General features: G+C 67.0%; 16 protein-coding genes. All 16 read left to right on the top strand.

What is annotated here, in order from left to right; genetic code table 11:
- Positions 1 to 20 precede the first annotated feature (20 nt).
- The 16 genes from ASF61_RS17480 (at position 21) to ASF61_RS17555 (ending at position 15,207) form a co-directional block, all read left to right on the top strand.
- A complete protein-coding gene (locus tag ASF61_RS17480; protein ID WP_056158616.1) occupies positions 21 to 1,112 on the top strand; it encodes a beta-ketoacyl synthase N-terminal-like domain-containing protein in 1,092 nt (363 codons plus the stop codon).
- Between the two features lie 119 nt (positions 1,113 to 1,231).
- Positions 1,232 to 2,527, top strand: a complete 1,296-nt coding sequence (locus ASF61_RS17485) for a beta-ketoacyl-[acyl-carrier-protein] synthase family protein (RefSeq protein WP_056158619.1) — start codon at positions 1,232 to 1,234, stop codon at positions 2,525 to 2,527.
- Positions 2,528 to 2,542: 15 nt separating this feature from the next.
- Positions 2,543 to 4,060, top strand: coding sequence for an AMP-binding protein (locus tag ASF61_RS17490; RefSeq protein ID WP_056158622.1), 1,518 nt, complete (start codon positions 2,543 to 2,545; stop codon positions 4,058 to 4,060).
- Positions 4,057 to 5,316 (top strand): hypothetical protein, encoded by a 1,260-nt coding sequence (locus tag ASF61_RS17495; protein WP_056158625.1) that lies wholly within the window; start codon positions 4,057 to 4,059, stop codon positions 5,314 to 5,316. Before ASF61_RS17490 ends, ASF61_RS17495 begins: the two co-directional genes overlap by 4 nt.
- Positions 5,317 to 5,345: 29 nt before the next feature.
- Entirely contained in the window at positions 5,346 to 6,197 is an 852-nt protein-coding gene (locus ASF61_RS17500) for a hypothetical protein (RefSeq protein WP_056158628.1), read from the top strand.
- Positions 6,194 to 6,709, top strand: a complete 516-nt coding sequence (locus ASF61_RS17505) for a hypothetical protein (protein WP_056158632.1) — start codon at positions 6,194 to 6,196, stop codon at positions 6,707 to 6,709. The genes ASF61_RS17500 and ASF61_RS17505 overlap by 4 nt, the downstream gene beginning before the upstream one ends.
- Position 6,710: 1 nt before the next feature.
- Positions 6,711 to 7,307, top strand: a complete 597-nt coding sequence (locus ASF61_RS17510) for a hypothetical protein (protein WP_056158635.1) — start codon at positions 6,711 to 6,713, stop codon at positions 7,305 to 7,307.
- A 62-nt stretch (positions 7,308 to 7,369) separates the two neighbouring features.
- Complete coding sequence (locus ASF61_RS23470; RefSeq protein ID WP_056158638.1) at positions 7,370 to 8,599, top strand: acetyl-CoA carboxylase biotin carboxylase subunit family protein; 1,230 nt, start codon at positions 7,370 to 7,372, stop codon at positions 8,597 to 8,599.
- A gap of 38 nt (positions 8,600 to 8,637) precedes the next feature.
- Positions 8,638 to 8,949 carry a pentapeptide repeat-containing protein gene (locus ASF61_RS23635; protein ID WP_056158642.1) on the top strand — a complete coding sequence of 104 codons (312 nt, stop codon included), beginning with the start codon at positions 8,638 to 8,640 and terminating at the stop codon, positions 8,947 to 8,949.
- Between the two features lie 10 nt (positions 8,950 to 8,959).
- On the top strand, positions 8,960 to 9,877 hold the full coding sequence (locus tag ASF61_RS17525; protein ID WP_056158644.1) for a ketopantoate reductase family protein: 918 nt from the start codon (positions 8,960 to 8,962) through the stop codon (positions 9,875 to 9,877).
- 197 nt (positions 9,878 to 10,074) lie between these two features.
- Positions 10,075 to 10,491, top strand: coding sequence for a DUF2141 domain-containing protein (locus ASF61_RS17530; protein WP_056158648.1), 417 nt, complete (start codon positions 10,075 to 10,077; stop codon positions 10,489 to 10,491).
- Positions 10,492 to 10,500: 9 nt separating this feature from the next.
- Positions 10,501 to 11,169 (top strand): ABC transporter ATP-binding protein, encoded by a 669-nt coding sequence (locus tag ASF61_RS17535; RefSeq protein WP_056158652.1) that lies wholly within the window; start codon positions 10,501 to 10,503, stop codon positions 11,167 to 11,169.
- Entirely contained in the window at positions 11,166 to 12,386 is a 1,221-nt protein-coding gene (locus ASF61_RS17540; RefSeq protein ID WP_056158655.1) for an ABC transporter permease, read from the top strand. The genes ASF61_RS17535 and ASF61_RS17540 overlap by 4 nt, the downstream gene beginning before the upstream one ends.
- Positions 12,386 to 13,150: an outer membrane lipoprotein-sorting protein gene (locus ASF61_RS17545; RefSeq protein WP_056158658.1), complete on the top strand. Its 765-nt coding sequence runs from the start codon at positions 12,386 to 12,388 to the stop codon at positions 13,148 to 13,150. Before ASF61_RS17540 ends, ASF61_RS17545 begins: the two co-directional genes overlap by 1 nt.
- 1 nt (position 13,151) lies before the next feature.
- Complete coding sequence (locus tag ASF61_RS17550) at positions 13,152 to 14,417, top strand: hypothetical protein (protein WP_156369630.1); 1,266 nt, start codon at positions 13,152 to 13,154, stop codon at positions 14,415 to 14,417.
- 13 nt (positions 14,418 to 14,430) lie between these two features.
- Positions 14,431 to 15,207, top strand: coding sequence for a 4'-phosphopantetheinyl transferase superfamily protein (locus ASF61_RS17555; RefSeq protein ID WP_156369631.1), 777 nt, complete (start codon positions 14,431 to 14,433; stop codon positions 15,205 to 15,207).
- Positions 15,208 to 15,282: the final 75 nt, after the last annotated feature.

Below are 15,282 nucleotides of genomic sequence, written 5' to 3' on the forward strand. Positions count from 1 at the left end.
CGGCCACCCAGGGGACTATCGTGACTTCAGTCTACATCCGCACCATCGGCATCAACAGCGAGCGCTGCCAGGATACGGCACAGCTGGCCGCGCAGCTCGGCACGGGCATGGCCGCCGTCTCGGCAGACCGCTACAGCGCGCCAGCGATCCGGCTCGGCGCCGACGGTCTGGCCGTGATCGGCCGCGAGGACCGCTCGACCCTCAATGAACTCTCGACCGGCGTCCTCAACGCCATCTCGGACGCGCTGCGTCATACCGGGACCGACTGGATGGGCGAGACCGACAACGTGGCCGTGTTTACCGGCACCGACGGCGCCGAGCTGACCTTCGCCGCCATCGGCGGCCTGATCGACCGCGCCGGCGACGCTGCGATCGACCGGCTCGGCGAGCTGAAGTCGCTGACCAACCCGATCAACATGATGCGCCTGCTGTCGACCAATTCGACCTACCATGTTTCCAAGCGCTTCGGCGCCCAGGGCGGCGGCTACCCGAACCAGAGCATGTCGCTGTCGGGCCTGAGCGCGCTCGAGGATGCGGTGCACACCCTGCGCGCCGGCATCAGCGAACGTGCAGTCGTGGTCGCATCCGGCAATATGCGCAGCTTCGATTCGCTGGTGGTCTTCGGCAAGCTCGGCCTGCTCGACGACAATGCCGGCCGCCCGCAGGTCGATCCTGCCTACGGCGCGGCAGCACTGGTCATCGACAGCGCCGCCGCCGACGACGGCCCGGCGCCGGTCGCCGAGGTGCTGGCGGTGCAAACCCAGTTCGCCCCCGACCCGTTCGTCTCCGTAGCGACCTGGACTGCCTTGTTTACCGCCGCGCGCACGCGCCACGGCCTGCCCGACCTGATCGTCACCTACGCCAACGGCGCACGCCAGCTCGAGGAAACCGAAACGGCGGCGCGCGACGCCGTATTCGGCAACGTGCCGACGCGCAACTACAAGCGCTACTTCGGTTACACGGGCAAGGCCAACAACCTGCTCGACCTGGCCGCCGTGCTGGCCGACGAGCGCATCGCCCCCGGAACCACGGTGCTGCTATGCGGCGCAGGCTTCGGGTTCGGCATCGGCTACCTGCTGGTGCGCAAGCTGGGCCAGCCGGTCCTGCAATAAGCAGCGCGCCGGCGCCCCCCTTTTTCCGCGACGACCGAACGGACGGCCTGCAAGCCGCCCGGCGGGACCCCGCATGCCCGCGCCATCGAACCTTTTACGACAGACGAGAACTGCATACCATGGACTACGATAATTCCCCCATCTGCATCAGCGCGATCGGCGCGGTCACTCCGCTGGGCGATACGCTGGACGACGTGACGGCAGCCTTTTACGACGGCCGCAGCGGTATCCGAGCGATCGAAAAATTCAACACCGACACCTTCGACACCAAGTGGGCCGGCCTGCCGCCCATCGCCAACGAGCTGATGCGCTGGCCCGACCACGACAGGCGCTACAGCGCCCGTCCCGGCGAAGTGCTGTACGCCGAGCGTGCCATCGAGAGCCTGCTGGCGCAATTCAATCCGCTCGATGCTTACGCCGCCGACCGCGTCGGCTGCGTGATCGGTGTCGACGAACCGGCCATCAACCCGCAGCGCTGCATCGACATCGTGCAGCGCGCAGGCCGCGACAACATCGGCAAGCGCCGCGCGCTGATCGACAGCGCGGTCAATGCCGTGCGCATCTCCGAGCTGCTCGACATCGACACCACGACCGTGCTGCGCACGATCCACAAGGCGGTGCCGTTCTCCGGCTATGCCCGCACCCACGTCGGGCTGTGCTCGGCCTCGCTGCAGGCGCTGGGCATGGCGTTCAACGCCATCCGCAGCGGCCGCATCGACGCCGCCATCGTCGGCGGTGCTTCGGCCAAGGTCACGCCGATGAATATCGCCCGCCTGGAAGCGATCGGCGCGGTGTGTACCGACCCGGCGCTGGCCGGTCCGGAGCGCTCGCGGCCATTCGACCGTCGCCGCTCCGGCTTCATGCCGGCCGAGGGCGCGGTGCTGTTCGTGATCGAACGCGAGGCGGCCGTACGCGCCCGCGGCGGCCAGGTCTATGCCCGCCTGAAAGGCTACGGCGCCAGTCTGTCGGCCGAACACATCGTCGCACCGCACACCCTGAACACCGAAATGCGCCTGTGCATGCAACGGGCGCTGGCCGACGCCGGTATTCCACTTGAAGAATTCTCGGCCATCAACACCCATGGTACGTCCACCAAGCTCAACGACCACCACGAGAGCCGCGCCATCACCGAGGTGTTCGAAGGCTTCAAGATTCCGCCGGTGGCGGCCACCAAGTCGCAGCATGGCCACCTGATCGCCAGCGCTGGCGCCATGGAGGTGCTGGGCGTGATCGGTTCGTTCCGCGACGACTTCCTGCCGGCCATCCGCAATCTCGGCGACAGCGACGAGGAAGCCATCGTGCCGCTGCTGCGCGAGCGCCGCGAAGGACCGGTCCATAACGTGCTGAAAAATTCGTTCGGCATGGGTGGGCTGGCAGCATCGCTGGTGCTGCAAAACCCGCGCTTGCCGCACTGACAGGAGGAACGCGCCATGCGATTCGTCGATTTGCTCAACAACGCGACCTGGCAGGCAAGCTACCGCGACGTCACGCTGACGCCGCCCGAGGCGCGTCGTCTGGTCGAACGGGCCGCCCTTCGGCTGCACCAGGCCGAGTGCGCAGCGCACGTTGCCCTGCGCTCGGCAACCGGCGCCGCCGCCGTACCGCAGACGCCGCAACTGACGCTGTTCTGCGCCTTCACGCCGCTCGAGACGCTGCTGTGCTACGGCATCGCATCCCGCCTCGGCCTGCTGGCGGCAGTGCTCTCGCCGCGCACCTTGCCGCGCTTCCTCGACGATCTCGGCCCGGACCTGGCAGTGCGGCTGGTGGCGCCGTCCGGCCACAAGCTGCCTGAGGTGGCAGAGCGCCACGGTGCCTTGCTGATCGACCTGGCGCCGTCGCCGGCCGCCGCTGCGGAGGACGCGGAGCCGCTCCCGGTCCCGGTCCCGGTTCCGGTTCCGGTCCCGGTTCCGGCGCAGGAATGCCGCCTGGTGTTCAGCACCTCTGGCACTACAGGCAAGCCCAAGCGCGTACTGTGCGCCGAAAGCCGGCTCATCGACAACGCCGCCATGGTGGCCGCCTACCTCGGCCTGCAGTCCAGCGACCGCACGCTGTGCACCTTTCCCGTGCACTTCATGTACGGCCTGTCGACGTCGCTGTGCACGATGCTGACCGGCGGCCACATCGACTACTGCGACTTCCAGCACCCGGGCCTGCTCGCCAGCAGGGCAGCCGAACACGGCGTCACGGTGCTGCCGGTGATCGGCGACTGGGCCGAGGGGCTGACCGAACGCTGGCAACAGCTGGGCCATGCGCCGCGCCGCCTGCTGCTGCTTAATGCATCGGACCGGCTGACACGGGGGCAGGCCGAAACCCTGATGCCTTACGCGAGCGCGTTATGGAACAATTTCGGCCAGACCGAGTCGGGACCACGCATGTTCGCTGTCAACCTGTCGCAGGTCGAGGACCTCGGCAGCGTGACCTACCACGGCACCATCGCCCCCGGCTTCCCCGCTTTCGAAGCGCTGCAGCTGCGCATCGCCAACGGCGACGACACCGACGGTTGCGGCGAACTGCACTATCGCACGCCGTACGCCATGCTGGGCTACCTGAACGACGACGGCAGCGTTACGCCGGCGCCGGAATGGATCGCCAGCGGTGACCTGTTCCGCCGCGCCGCCAACGGCGCCTACCTGTGGGCCGGCCGCGCCGCCCACACCATCAAGGTCAACGGCCAATTCGTTTCGCTGCGCACGCTGGCCGACGACCTGCTTGCGCACCAGACCGTGACCGGCGTCGGTTATGCGCGTGGCCAGGTCGACGAACTTTGCCTGTTCGTCGAGGCCGAGCAGCCCGCCAGCGACCTGGCCGTGCAGCTGCGCCGGGTGGTGGCGCGTACGCTGCGCGGCAAGCATTCTGACATCCGCATCGTGCCGGCGCTGCCGCGCACCGAGAGCGGCAAGATCGATTTCAAACAACTCAACCTGACACTTGCCAAGGAACTCGCATGAACCCGACGCTTACCCAGGCTGCCGCACCGGCTGCAGTCCGTACCACCGCCCATAGCCGTTTTGACGCGGCACCGGTGCGCGCCCTGTTGCAACGCCTGTACGCGCTGAGCGGCCGCCCTGCCGACAGCATTCCGGAAATTAACAGCTACGAGGACTTCGCCCGCCTGGTGCCGGTCACCGACAACGCCGCCTATGCAGCACTGGCCGAAGCAACGTTTGCCCAGAAAACCGCGGTCGGCTTTTATGTCGGCGGCTCCAGCGGCACCACCAACAAGCCCAAGCTGGTGTTGTCGGGCACCCCGCGCTTGGGCACGACCCCGACCGACGAGCAACGCGAACTGATCGGTAACCTGCGCCAGAACGGCGTGTTCCGGCCCGGCGACGTGGTGGCCAACGGCTTCATGGTCGGCCTGTTCTCGATCTTGCACCACGGTATGAACCGGGTGCTGGAAGCCTGCGGCGCGAGTATCGTTCCGCTTGGCACCCTGGACGAGAGCTGCGTCGAAAGCCAGCTGCACTTCCTGACCCAGGTCGGCGCCAACGTGCTGGTCGGTACCCCGGGCACGCTGGTGCAGATCGCCCACGCTGTACGCCGTACCGGGATCTCGGTGCCGATCGAGCGTATCGCCTTCACCGGCGAGCGGCTCGGCTCGACCAAGCTGGCGCTGCTGCGCAGCGTGTTCCCCGGCGTGCGCGTGATCAGCCTGTACGGCATTTCGGAAGCCGGCTTCGTGGCCATCGGCGATGAAGGCAGCGGCAGCCACAAGGTGCGCGAAAACGCCTACCTGCTCGAAACCGATACCGACGGCCGTCTGCTGCTGACTTGCCTCGATGCGTCGACTCCGATCCCGATCGTGCGCTACATGCCCGGTGACCGCATCACGCTTGAAACCACGGCCGAGGGCGCCTGGATACGCCACATCGAACGCAGCAACCTCGACTTCAACTTCATGGGCAACCTGGTCGAGCTGCGCAGCCTGCGCGCCGCTGTCGCGCAAAGCACCGGCGTCACCGATCCGCTGATCGACGTGGTGCTGCGCACCGGTGACGACGGCCGCGACGAATTGACCGTGCGCGTCTATGGGGTTGCCGACGCCGACCTGGCGCAAGCGCGCCAGCTGGTCGGTTCGCTGCCGGAATTGCGCGAAGCGGCCGAGAAGAATGCCGGCCGGGTCGCGGTCTGCGGCGCGCTGCTGGAGCAGGCCGTGCTGTCGGGCCGCCAGAAACAGCGCCAGATCCTCGACTACCGTACCTGAACGTCCCATCATTTACCTTGGAGAACACCATGGCTTTGAATTTTCTGGACATGTGCAGCTTGCCGGTCCACACCTCGCCCTACCGGGCCTGCGCTGAAATCGACGTGAAACGTTTCTCGAACTGGCGCGATCTGCCGATGAGTGCACTATTGACGGAGGGCATCAACCAGTTTGCCGTGCGCTTCGCCCGCACCGTGCTGCCTAAGGTGATGGAGGGGCGCCTGCGCGTATTGCCCGTCGGCATACGCAACCTGGCCACGCACGGTGAACTCGGTCTCGGCCCGTTCCTGGTCGAAGGCGATGTCAGTCAGTTCGGGCCGACCGCGCGCGTGCGCATCACCGTGCGCAAGATGGCCGCGCAAGCGACGCCGATCCTGATGGAGGCCGAAGTTGCTGCTGCCGTGGCCGGTGCCGCAGCGGTGGCAGACGGCACCACCGCCCATGCCGACGGCGTGCCGCCGCTGCAGTGGCAGGTCAACGACGATCCGCTGTTCCGCCTGACGGCACCGTTCGGCCAGCTCGACCGCTACGGCTTCCAGGTCAATCCCGGCTGCCCGCTGCTGGAAGAGCATTTCCCCGGTTTTGCGGTAGCGCCCGGTTCGCTGGTGCTGGCGTTCGTCTGGGAACAGGTGGCGCGCCGCCTCGGCGTGCGCGGCAACGCACTGCGCATCGACGACGCCCGCTTCGTGCGTCCCGTCACGCCCGGCATCGACTACCTCTGCACCCTGCGCGAGCTGGCGGCGGACGGCAAACCTGGCCGCTACCGCTTCGTGCTCGGCAGCGCCAGTGGCGACGTGCACACCCAGGGCGTGTTCCACTTCGCGGGCTTGCCGGTCGGACTGGCCGCGCCCCACGGCGAAACGGCCGAGGTGGCAGCATGAGTACCGTGCTGACCCATGTGCCCCTGTGGGTGTGGGGCGTGCTGGCACTGCTGGTACAGCGTGGTATCGCTGCCGCCCAGCCCAATCGCATCACGCTGTCACGGTTGCTGTTGCTGCCGCTGGTGTTTACCGTGCTCGGCATCATGGGCCTGGCGCGCGTCGGCCCCCTGCTGCCGGGCGCCCTGCTGGCATCGCTCGGCGGTATCCTGATCGGCGCTGCTGCCGGCTGGACCCTGTTTGCCGGTCGCCCCGGTTATGCATGGGATGGCGCATCTGGCGAACTGTACCGTCCTGGCAGCTGGCGCATGCTCGGCTGCAGCCTGGCAGCGTTCTGCCTCAAGTTCGGGCTGGGCATGCTTGCAGGAATGCAACACGTCGCGCTGTCGGGACTCGGCGGTGCGCTGCTGACGGGCGCGGTATCGGGCATGACCGGCGGCCTGCTGTGGGGCGCCAGCGCTGCCCAGCTGCTCAACGGCCGGGTGCGGCCTGCGCTGACCCCGATGGGAGCATGACATGGAACTGGCTCGCAAAATGGCCATCGGTATCTTGCCGTGGGCCACTTTTAATCTGCTGCTACACTTTACGCCGCCGCGCTACCTGTTGCTGGTCTGGCTGCTGCTGATCGCCAGCCAGCTGGTCCTCGGATGGCGCGCCTTGCGCGAGGGCAACCCCGTGGCGGTCGTGGCCCTGGCCCTGTTCCTGGCCCTGTTCGTCAACGGCTACACCGGGACGTTGCCTTGGGCAAATGAATATGCCGGTGCACTGTGCTATGCCGTGCTGGCGCTCACCGCACTGGTGTCGGTCATGTTGCGGGCGCCCTTTACCGCCAGCCAGGGCCGTCGCTACGTGCCACGCGAATTCTGGCTGCATCCGGGGTTTATCCGGATTAATCAGCACCTGTCGCTGGCTTGGGCGGTGACGTTTGCCCTGAATGGCGTACTGATGCTGTGGTTGCAGGCCTGGCCACTGACCGCGCAGCTGGCCTGCTATGTCTCGCTGGCAGCCGCCATCGCCTTTTCCGACCGCTATCCGGCCCGGGCCAGGGAGCGCGCTGCGGCACTGGCCGAACAGGCGCTGCGGGCCGGCGGGCCAGTGGCCGCTGCGGGCTGATCGAGAAAAACTGGCTGCACCTTGTTGAACCGAATTTTTCAATCTATTTACAGGATCTCATCATGAACCAACATCTGTTAATTCTGGCCCGCGGCGATGCCCGCACCTACCGTGGCGTTGACGGCCGCTCGCTGCTCGACGGCCTGCCGTTCGACGTCACCCTGTTCGCCGACCGCGGCAACGGCCCCGATCTGCGTGCGCTCGAAGGCGAGCACGAAATCGAGGTGGTGCGCTGGAGCGACGAACCGTCGATCGTCAAGCGCGCCGTTGAACTGCATACCGGCGTGCCTTTCACGGCCGTCACCACCTTCGACGAGCAGCTGGTGGGCCTGGCAGCCCAGATCCGCGCCGAACTGGGGTTGCCCGGCATGGCGCCCGACGTGGCCGAGCTGTTTCGCAACAAGATCCGCATGAAAGCCGTGCTCGACCAGGTGCAGGTGCGCACCCCGCAAGCCTGCCACGTCTCGGACCGCGCCGCGGTGGAAACGCTGCTGGCCCGCCACGGCAAGCTGGTGGTCAAGCCGATCAACGGCCTGGGCGCCCGCGACGTGGTGTTCATCGCCAGCCTCGACGAGCTCAACGCCTGGTATGAACAGGGAAAAAACACCGCCGAATTCGAAGCCGAAGAGTTCATCGATGGCGTGCTGTATCACGTCAACGCGGTCGTACGCGACGGCGTACCGCTGCTGACGGCCAGTGCCATCTATGTGCCCGGCATGGGCAACATCGATTTCTCGGCCGGCACGCCGTTCGTCAGCGCCATGGTGACCGATCCGGTACTCAAGGCACGGCTGCAGGCATTCTCGGACCGGGTAATCGCCGCGCTCGGCATGCGCGATGGCGTGACCCATCTGGAATGCTTCGTCACCCCGGCCGGCGAAATCGTGTTCTGCGAGGTCGGCGCCCGCCCCGGCGGCGGCGGCATCGTATGGATGATCGAACAGCATTGCGGAATCAATTACAACTACGCGCTGATGATGCTCGAAGCCGGCCACGGCGCGCAGGTGCGCATTCCTCCCCAGCGCCAGCACGGCCTGGTCGGCCTGATGGGCTTGCGCAGCGCGGAGTCGGCCTTCATCCAGCGCGCCGCCGAACAGAGCGACTTCAGCGAGGACTGGATCCACGTGCGCCAGATCGATATCGGCCAGGGCGTGTTCAAGCCGGCAGCGGCCCACTGCACCGATTTCCTCGGCCTGTTTGTCTTCAGCTGCAACGACATGGACCACTTCGAGCAACGCCGCCGCAAACTGTGCGAGCGCTTCTACGACGCGCTGGAAATGCAGGCCGCCTGACCACCACCCCTACCCATCACAACGAAAGGAACCCTATCATGAGCGCAATCGTACTCAAACGCTGCCACCATCTGCTCGAGGTGGAAGACACCAACCTGGCCGGCAGCAGCTTCGAAGATGTCGGCCTGGTCGGCGCCAGTTTCAACCTGGTCTCGATGGAAAAAGCCGCGTTCACCAAGGTCAGCATGGCCGACGCCAGCTTCAAGGGCATCCGTTTCGACAATGCCCGCTTCGAGAACGTCAATTTCGTCAACACCGACATCCGCGCCTCGAACTACGAGGGCTTGCGCATCGAAGGCATCCTGGTGACGGACCTGCTGGCAGCCTACGGCGCGCGCGCGGCCGCCTGAGGAGAATGCGATGCGCATCCTGATCCTGGGCGCCGGCGGCACCGGCGGCTATTACGGCGCGCGGCTGGCCGCCGCCGGCTGCGATGTCACCTTCCTGCTGCGGCCGGACAGCGCACGGCGCATCGCACGCGACGGACTGAGGCTGACCAGCGTGCGCGGCGACGCCACGCTGGCGGTGCGGACCGTAACCGCAGTCGAGGAAAGCGCCAACCTGGTGATCCTCAGTTGCAAGGCATACGACCTGGAGGCGGCGATTGCCGCCGTCACGCCGGCCGTGGGGCCGCATACGCTGGTGCTGCCGTTGCTCAACGGCCTGCACCACCTGACGCGGCTGGACCAGGTGTTCGGCCGCGCCCGTACCTTGGGCGGCATGTGCAACATCAGCGTCGGCCGCGCGGCAGACGGCACCATCGAACACTACAACCGCTTCGACGAGCTGCGCTTCGGTGCGCGGGCAGCGGCGCCCGGCGCCATTGACGCCGAGGCTGTCGCACAGGTGTTCAGGGTGGCCCACTTCCATAGCGTATTGAGCCAGGACATCGGCCAGGACATGTGGGAAAAATTCGTCTTCATCGCCACGCTGGCCGGCATGACCTGTGCGCTGCGCAGCGACGTCGGCGGCATCGTTGCCACCGCGCCCGGCGAGCGGCTGATGCGCGACGCCCTGGCCGAGTGCGAAGCGGTGGCGGCAGCGAGCGGCCACCCGGTGCGTCTGCCGGCACACAGGTTCGCCACGCGGGCCTTCACGGAAAAAGGTTCGCGCTTTGCCGCCTCGATGCTGCGTGACCTGCAGGCCGGCCGCAACACCGAAGCCGAGCATATCGTCGGCGACATGGCCAGGCGGGCGGCCGCCGCCGGGGTTGCCCATCCGTGCCTGCGCATGGCGCTGTGTCACCTGCAAGTCCACGAACAGGCGCTTGCGGCCTGAATACCGCTGTCCACGAGACGCCCGAACGCCGCTGCTGCGGCGTTTTTTATTTTCTACTAGCAATTTCTGGCGCTGCGGCCATGCAGCGCAGCCGGCCGCCCTATCAGTCCTGCTAGTTCCCGCCCTGCCTGCCCTTGCCTAAGATGGTCACATCGCCGCACAAGGCGTGTCCCACCATTCACACAAAGGAAAACATCATGAAATCTTTACCAACGATGGCGCTGCTGGGCGCCCTGCTGGTGTCGGGCGCTGCGTCGGCTGCGACCTTGCAGGTGAAAATCGATGGCGTGGCCAGCAACAAGGGCAAGCTGCGCGTCGCCGTGTGCGATCAGTCGAGCTTCCTGAAGAAATGCGCGATCGGCGCCATGGCGCCGGCCCGCACCGGGTCGGTCACCGTCGAGGTGCCGGACGTGCCGGCCGGGGATTGGGCGGTGATGGCCTACCACGACGAAAACGACAACCAGAAGATGGACCGTAATGAAATGGGGATCCCGAGCGAAGGCTACGGTTTCTCGCACAACGCCAGCGCCAAGTTCGGTCCGCCGCAATTCAAACAAGCGACCGTCACCGTCGGCGCCAGCGCCGTGACGGTACCGGTCACGCTGAAATACTGAGAGGCGATCATGATTGCCCTCCATGTTACCGACCTGTCCAAGCATTACCGGCGCGACGCCCAGGCATTCACCGCGCTCGACAGTGTCTCGTTCTCGATCCAGCCCGGCGAGCTGGTGGCATTGACCGGCCCCTCGGGCAGCGGCAAGAGCACGCTGCTCAACATCATTGCCGGCTATGACCAGGCCGACGCCGGCAGCGTGGTCGTCAACGGCTTCGACGTCACGCGCGCCAGGCCCGCCGAGATGGACACGCTGCGCACGCGCACGGTCGGCTTCATCTTCCAGCAGTTCCACCTGGTGCCGGGGCTGAACGCGCTCGAGAATGTCGAACTGTCGCTGCTCAACACCAGCATGTCCAAGACCGAGCGCCGCGCGCGGGCCAGCGAGGCGCTGCGCCGGATGGGCCTGGCCGAGCACGGTTCGCGTCGTCCGGCCCTGCTGTCGGGCGGCCAGCAACAGCGCGTGGCGGTAGCGCGCGCACTGGTGGCCCAGCCCAGCGTGGTGCTGGCCGATGAACCGACGGCCGCGCTCGACCGCGCCAATGCCGAGAGCCTCATGGACCAGCTGGCCGAACTGGCGCGCGAGCGGGGCATGGCAGCCCTGGTCTCAACCCACGACCAGCGCTGCCTGGACCGGGTCGATCGGGTGATCCGTCTTGAAAATGGAGCCTTATCATGATGTGGTTATCGCTTGCCTTGCGCAACATCGTCGCCAACCGGCGCCGCTCCATGCTGGCGCTGGCCGCGATTGCCGCGGCCGCGGTGGCCATGATGCTGTTTGCCGATTACGTCAACGCGATCCGGATCGGACTGCGTCACACCACGATCCACGACGGCCTGGGCCACCTGCGCATCGCCGCCCGCGGCGGTTTCGACGCCTACGAGGAAAAGCAGCTGCAGCGCGGCATGACGCCGGCGCAGTACGCGGCATTGCAGAAGGCGGCCGACGCCGAGCCGTCGGTACGGCGCGTCGTGCCGGGCCTGAACTTCCAGGGCCTGGTATCGAACGGTCCGCGCACGCTCGCGTTCAGCGGCAGCGGTGTCGATCCGGTGCTCGAAAGCGCCGCCTTCAGCGCCAGTCATGACATGACGCAAGGCGTGCAGCTCAACGCCGCGGCCCCCGACGACGGCGTGGTGCTCGGTACCGAACTGGCACACCGGCTCGGTGTCGCACCGGGCCAGACGGTCACCTTGCTGACCTCGACCGTGAGCGGCGCGATCAACGCTGCCGACCTGCAGGTGGTGGGCATCGAGAGTACCGGCTCGCCCGAGCGCGACCTGCACCTGCTGCGCGCCAAGCTGCCGATGGTGCAGACACTGCTGGCCACCGACCGCGTGTCGTCGGTCGCGCTGCTGCTCGACGATCAGGCCGACGTGGATGCGGTACAGCGCCGGCTTGCTGCGGCGCTGCCGGAACTGGAGCTGCGCAATTGGCTCGAACTGGCGCCCTACTACACCCAGGTACTGGGCCTGTACGAAAACCTGTTCCGCATCTTCGGCCTGTTCATCCTGCTGGTCAGCCTGCTGGGCCTGACGACCATCATTCTCACCAGCGTGCTGGAACGCTCACGCGAGATCGGCATCATGCGCGCCCTTGGCGTGAGTGCCTGGCACGTGCGACGCGCCTTCGTGATCGAGGGACTGGTGCTGTGCGTGATCGGCGTGGCGCTCGGCATGCTGGCAGCAGCGGGGCTCGGCGAAGGCATCAACGCGCTGCGCATCACCATGCCGCCGCCGCCAGGCCAGACCGAAGGTTATCCGCTGCGCGTGCTGTGGGACTGGTCGGCAACCGCCGGCATCGCAACCGTCGTGCTGTTGCTCGGTATTGCAGCAGCATGGCTGGCAAGTGGCCGCGTCACGCGGCTGAAAGTAATCGACGCTTTGGGAGCACTCTGATGAACACGATACTGAACAAACATCTCGGCGCCGCCCTGGCGCTCACCCTGGCCGGCCTGGGCTGGCACGGCGCAGCAGCCGCCGGCGAGTCCGACCCGACCGCCCTGGTTGCCAAGCTGGACGCACTGCGCCGTCCCAGCGCCGCCAACCTCAAGATGGGTTTTACGCTGACCACCACCGAAAACGGCGTGCAGGACACCTATCGCTACACGGGACTGATCCGGCGCGACGCCGGTACGCTGGTGCTGGCCGAGGATGGCGACCAGCGCGGACAGAAATACCTGTACACGCCGGGTGGCTATTGGCTGTATGCGCCCCGCACCCGCCGTCCGATGCGACTGACGCCGCTGCAGACCTTGCGCGGCCAGGCCAGCATCGGTGACATCTCGCGCCTCAACCTGTCCGACGACTACAGCGCCGCCTACGCTGCCCAGAACGAGGCCCGCATCGACGACCAGGACTGCTGGGTACTGGCCCTGACGGCCAAGTCGCCCGATGCCTCGTACGCCAACATCACGCTCTACGTGCGCAAGGCTGACCAGCTGCCGGTGCAGGCGGACCTGCTGGCTGGGACCGGCCGCAAGCTCAAGACGGTCAAGTTCGGCGGTCTGAAAAAGGTCGGCGGGCAGACCCTGCTGACCACGCTCACCTACATCGACGCCGTCAATCCGGACAAGCGCACGGTGCAGCAGGTGGTCGCGCTCGACGCCAGCAGCACGCCCGCTGCCATGTTCCAGCCGCAGGCGCTGGCGCTGGAGAACTGAAGTGCGACACGCCCTCCTCCCCTCGCTGCTGTGCGCGGCCATGGCAACGCCGTCGGGTGCCGTGGCAGGCGATGCCGGCGTCAACGGTTACGCCCTGGCCAGCCTGGCCCGGACGCCGGCGCGCGGCACTGCCGCCAACCCGGAGAACCTGTTCGACACCGGCAGCAGCGCGGCCGAACTGGCGCTGGGGCTGGAGGGGACCGTCAGCGGGCTGCATTGGCGCGCCCGCCTGACCCTCGATGGCGAACACCGCAATGACTGGCCGGCCACGCGCAACGTCAAGCTGCAGGAACTGCATTACGGCTGGCGCTGGGGCGAACGCTGGCATTTCTCGGCGGGCCAGCAATTGCTGAGCTGGGACAGCGGCCTGTCGTTCCAGCCGCTCGGATTTTTCAAGTCGTCGCAGACCGATCTTCGCGACGTGTTCGATAGCGAGGGGCGCAGCCAGGGCTTGCCGATGCTGGTAGCGACCCGCCTGGGCGACACGGTCACCACCGACCTGGTGGCCAGCACGGCCAATCCCGGCAACGATGCGGTCGAGCGCAGCAATGCCCGCCAGCTGGCGGTGCGCTGGTCGGCCGAACTGGCGCAGGGATGGAATGCCGCCCTGATGCTACGCAAGCGCGACGGCGCCCGCGTCGGCGCCGGCATCTCGACCTCGTACGGGGTCGATGAGGTGACGCTGCGCGCCGACGCCTACTACGGCCCCGCCGAAGCACGCCGCTTCCCGCGCGGCCTGCTGGACGGCCCGGCGCAGCTGTTCCTGCCGCCACTGGCCTTCAGCGACGATCCCGGCCATGGCTACCGCTTGCGCTCCGTGATCGGCGGCACCTGGACCCCGCGCCGCGGTCTGGCACTGTATGGCGAGTGGGTGCACCAGGGCGGCGGCCTGTCCGGCGACCAGTGGCGGCTGTACCAGCAACAGCTGGCACTGCACAACGCTGCGCTGAACGGGCGCTACCACGGCGCCGCCGTCGGCAACCTGGGCACCGACCTGTCGCTGCTGGGCAGCGCACCGGCGGGCGTGCGGCGCGACTACCTGTATCTGCGCGCCGAACTGGGCCAGGGGGATGCCACCTGGTACCTGTCCACCTTTGCCGGCGTGGCCGACGGCAGCGCGATGACCACGCTGTCGAAGAGCTGGCAGTTGCGCGACCGCCTGACGGTCAAGGCCGACCTGAGTGCCTTTACGGGCTCGGCCGGCAGCGAGTTCGGCCTGACCCCCTACCGTTACCAGGCCCGCCTGGTGCTGCTGCAAACGTTTTAACGAGAGAGCCATCATGCTTGAATCCTACTTGCCGCCGCAGCCGATCGACCCGCAGGGACTGCCCGTCCAGAACGCCGTGGCGGTGTACCTGCTGGAACTCGACCAGTCAACCGACCACCAGACGCAGCAGCGCTATCTGCCGCTGCTGGCCGCGGTGGAACTGGCGAACTGGAAAAAGATCCGGCCGCTGCAGCGCCAGTGGCAATACCTGCAGAGCCGCGTCCTGCAGCGGCTGGTGCTGGGCGCCTACGCGGACGCCGATCCGCGCGGCCTGACCTTCCACCGCGACACGTGGGGGCGACCGCTGCTGGCCGACCAGGTAGCGCTGCATTTCAGCCTGTCGCACTGCGCCTCGCACGTGGCCCTGGCCGTCGGCAGCGACCCGGTACTGGGCATCGATGTCGAAACCGTGGTGCCCGTGCGCGGCAGCTTCATGCACATCGCGCGGCAGTTCTTCCACCCGGACGACATGGCGCAGCTGCTCACCTTACCCGACGAGCTGCGCTACGGGCGCTTCCTGGAACAGTGGACGCTGAAGGAGGCTTATCTGAAGGCGCTGGGGCTCGGGATGCACAAGCCGATGGCCGACTGCTGTTTCGAACGCACTCCCGCCGGCCTGATCGTGGCAAACGACCGGGCACCGGTTCCTGGAAGAACCGCCCCTACCGCCTTCGTTGCCCAGCGCCGCATGCGCGGCTGCCAGCTGGCGCTTGCGTACCGCCACGGCCGGCCGGTGCGCTTTCGTTACCTGACCAGCGATATTGCGCTGCCTTGGCAGGATACCGGCTGACACCCGGTGTTTTTATTTTTTTAACATTGATTGGAGCGCTTGCCCCTGATACATCTGATAGGTTGTTGTGCATTT

It is taken from the genome of Duganella sp. Leaf126, assembly GCF_001423125.1.
GTDB lineage: Bacteria > Pseudomonadota > Gammaproteobacteria > Burkholderiales > Burkholderiaceae_D > Rugamonas.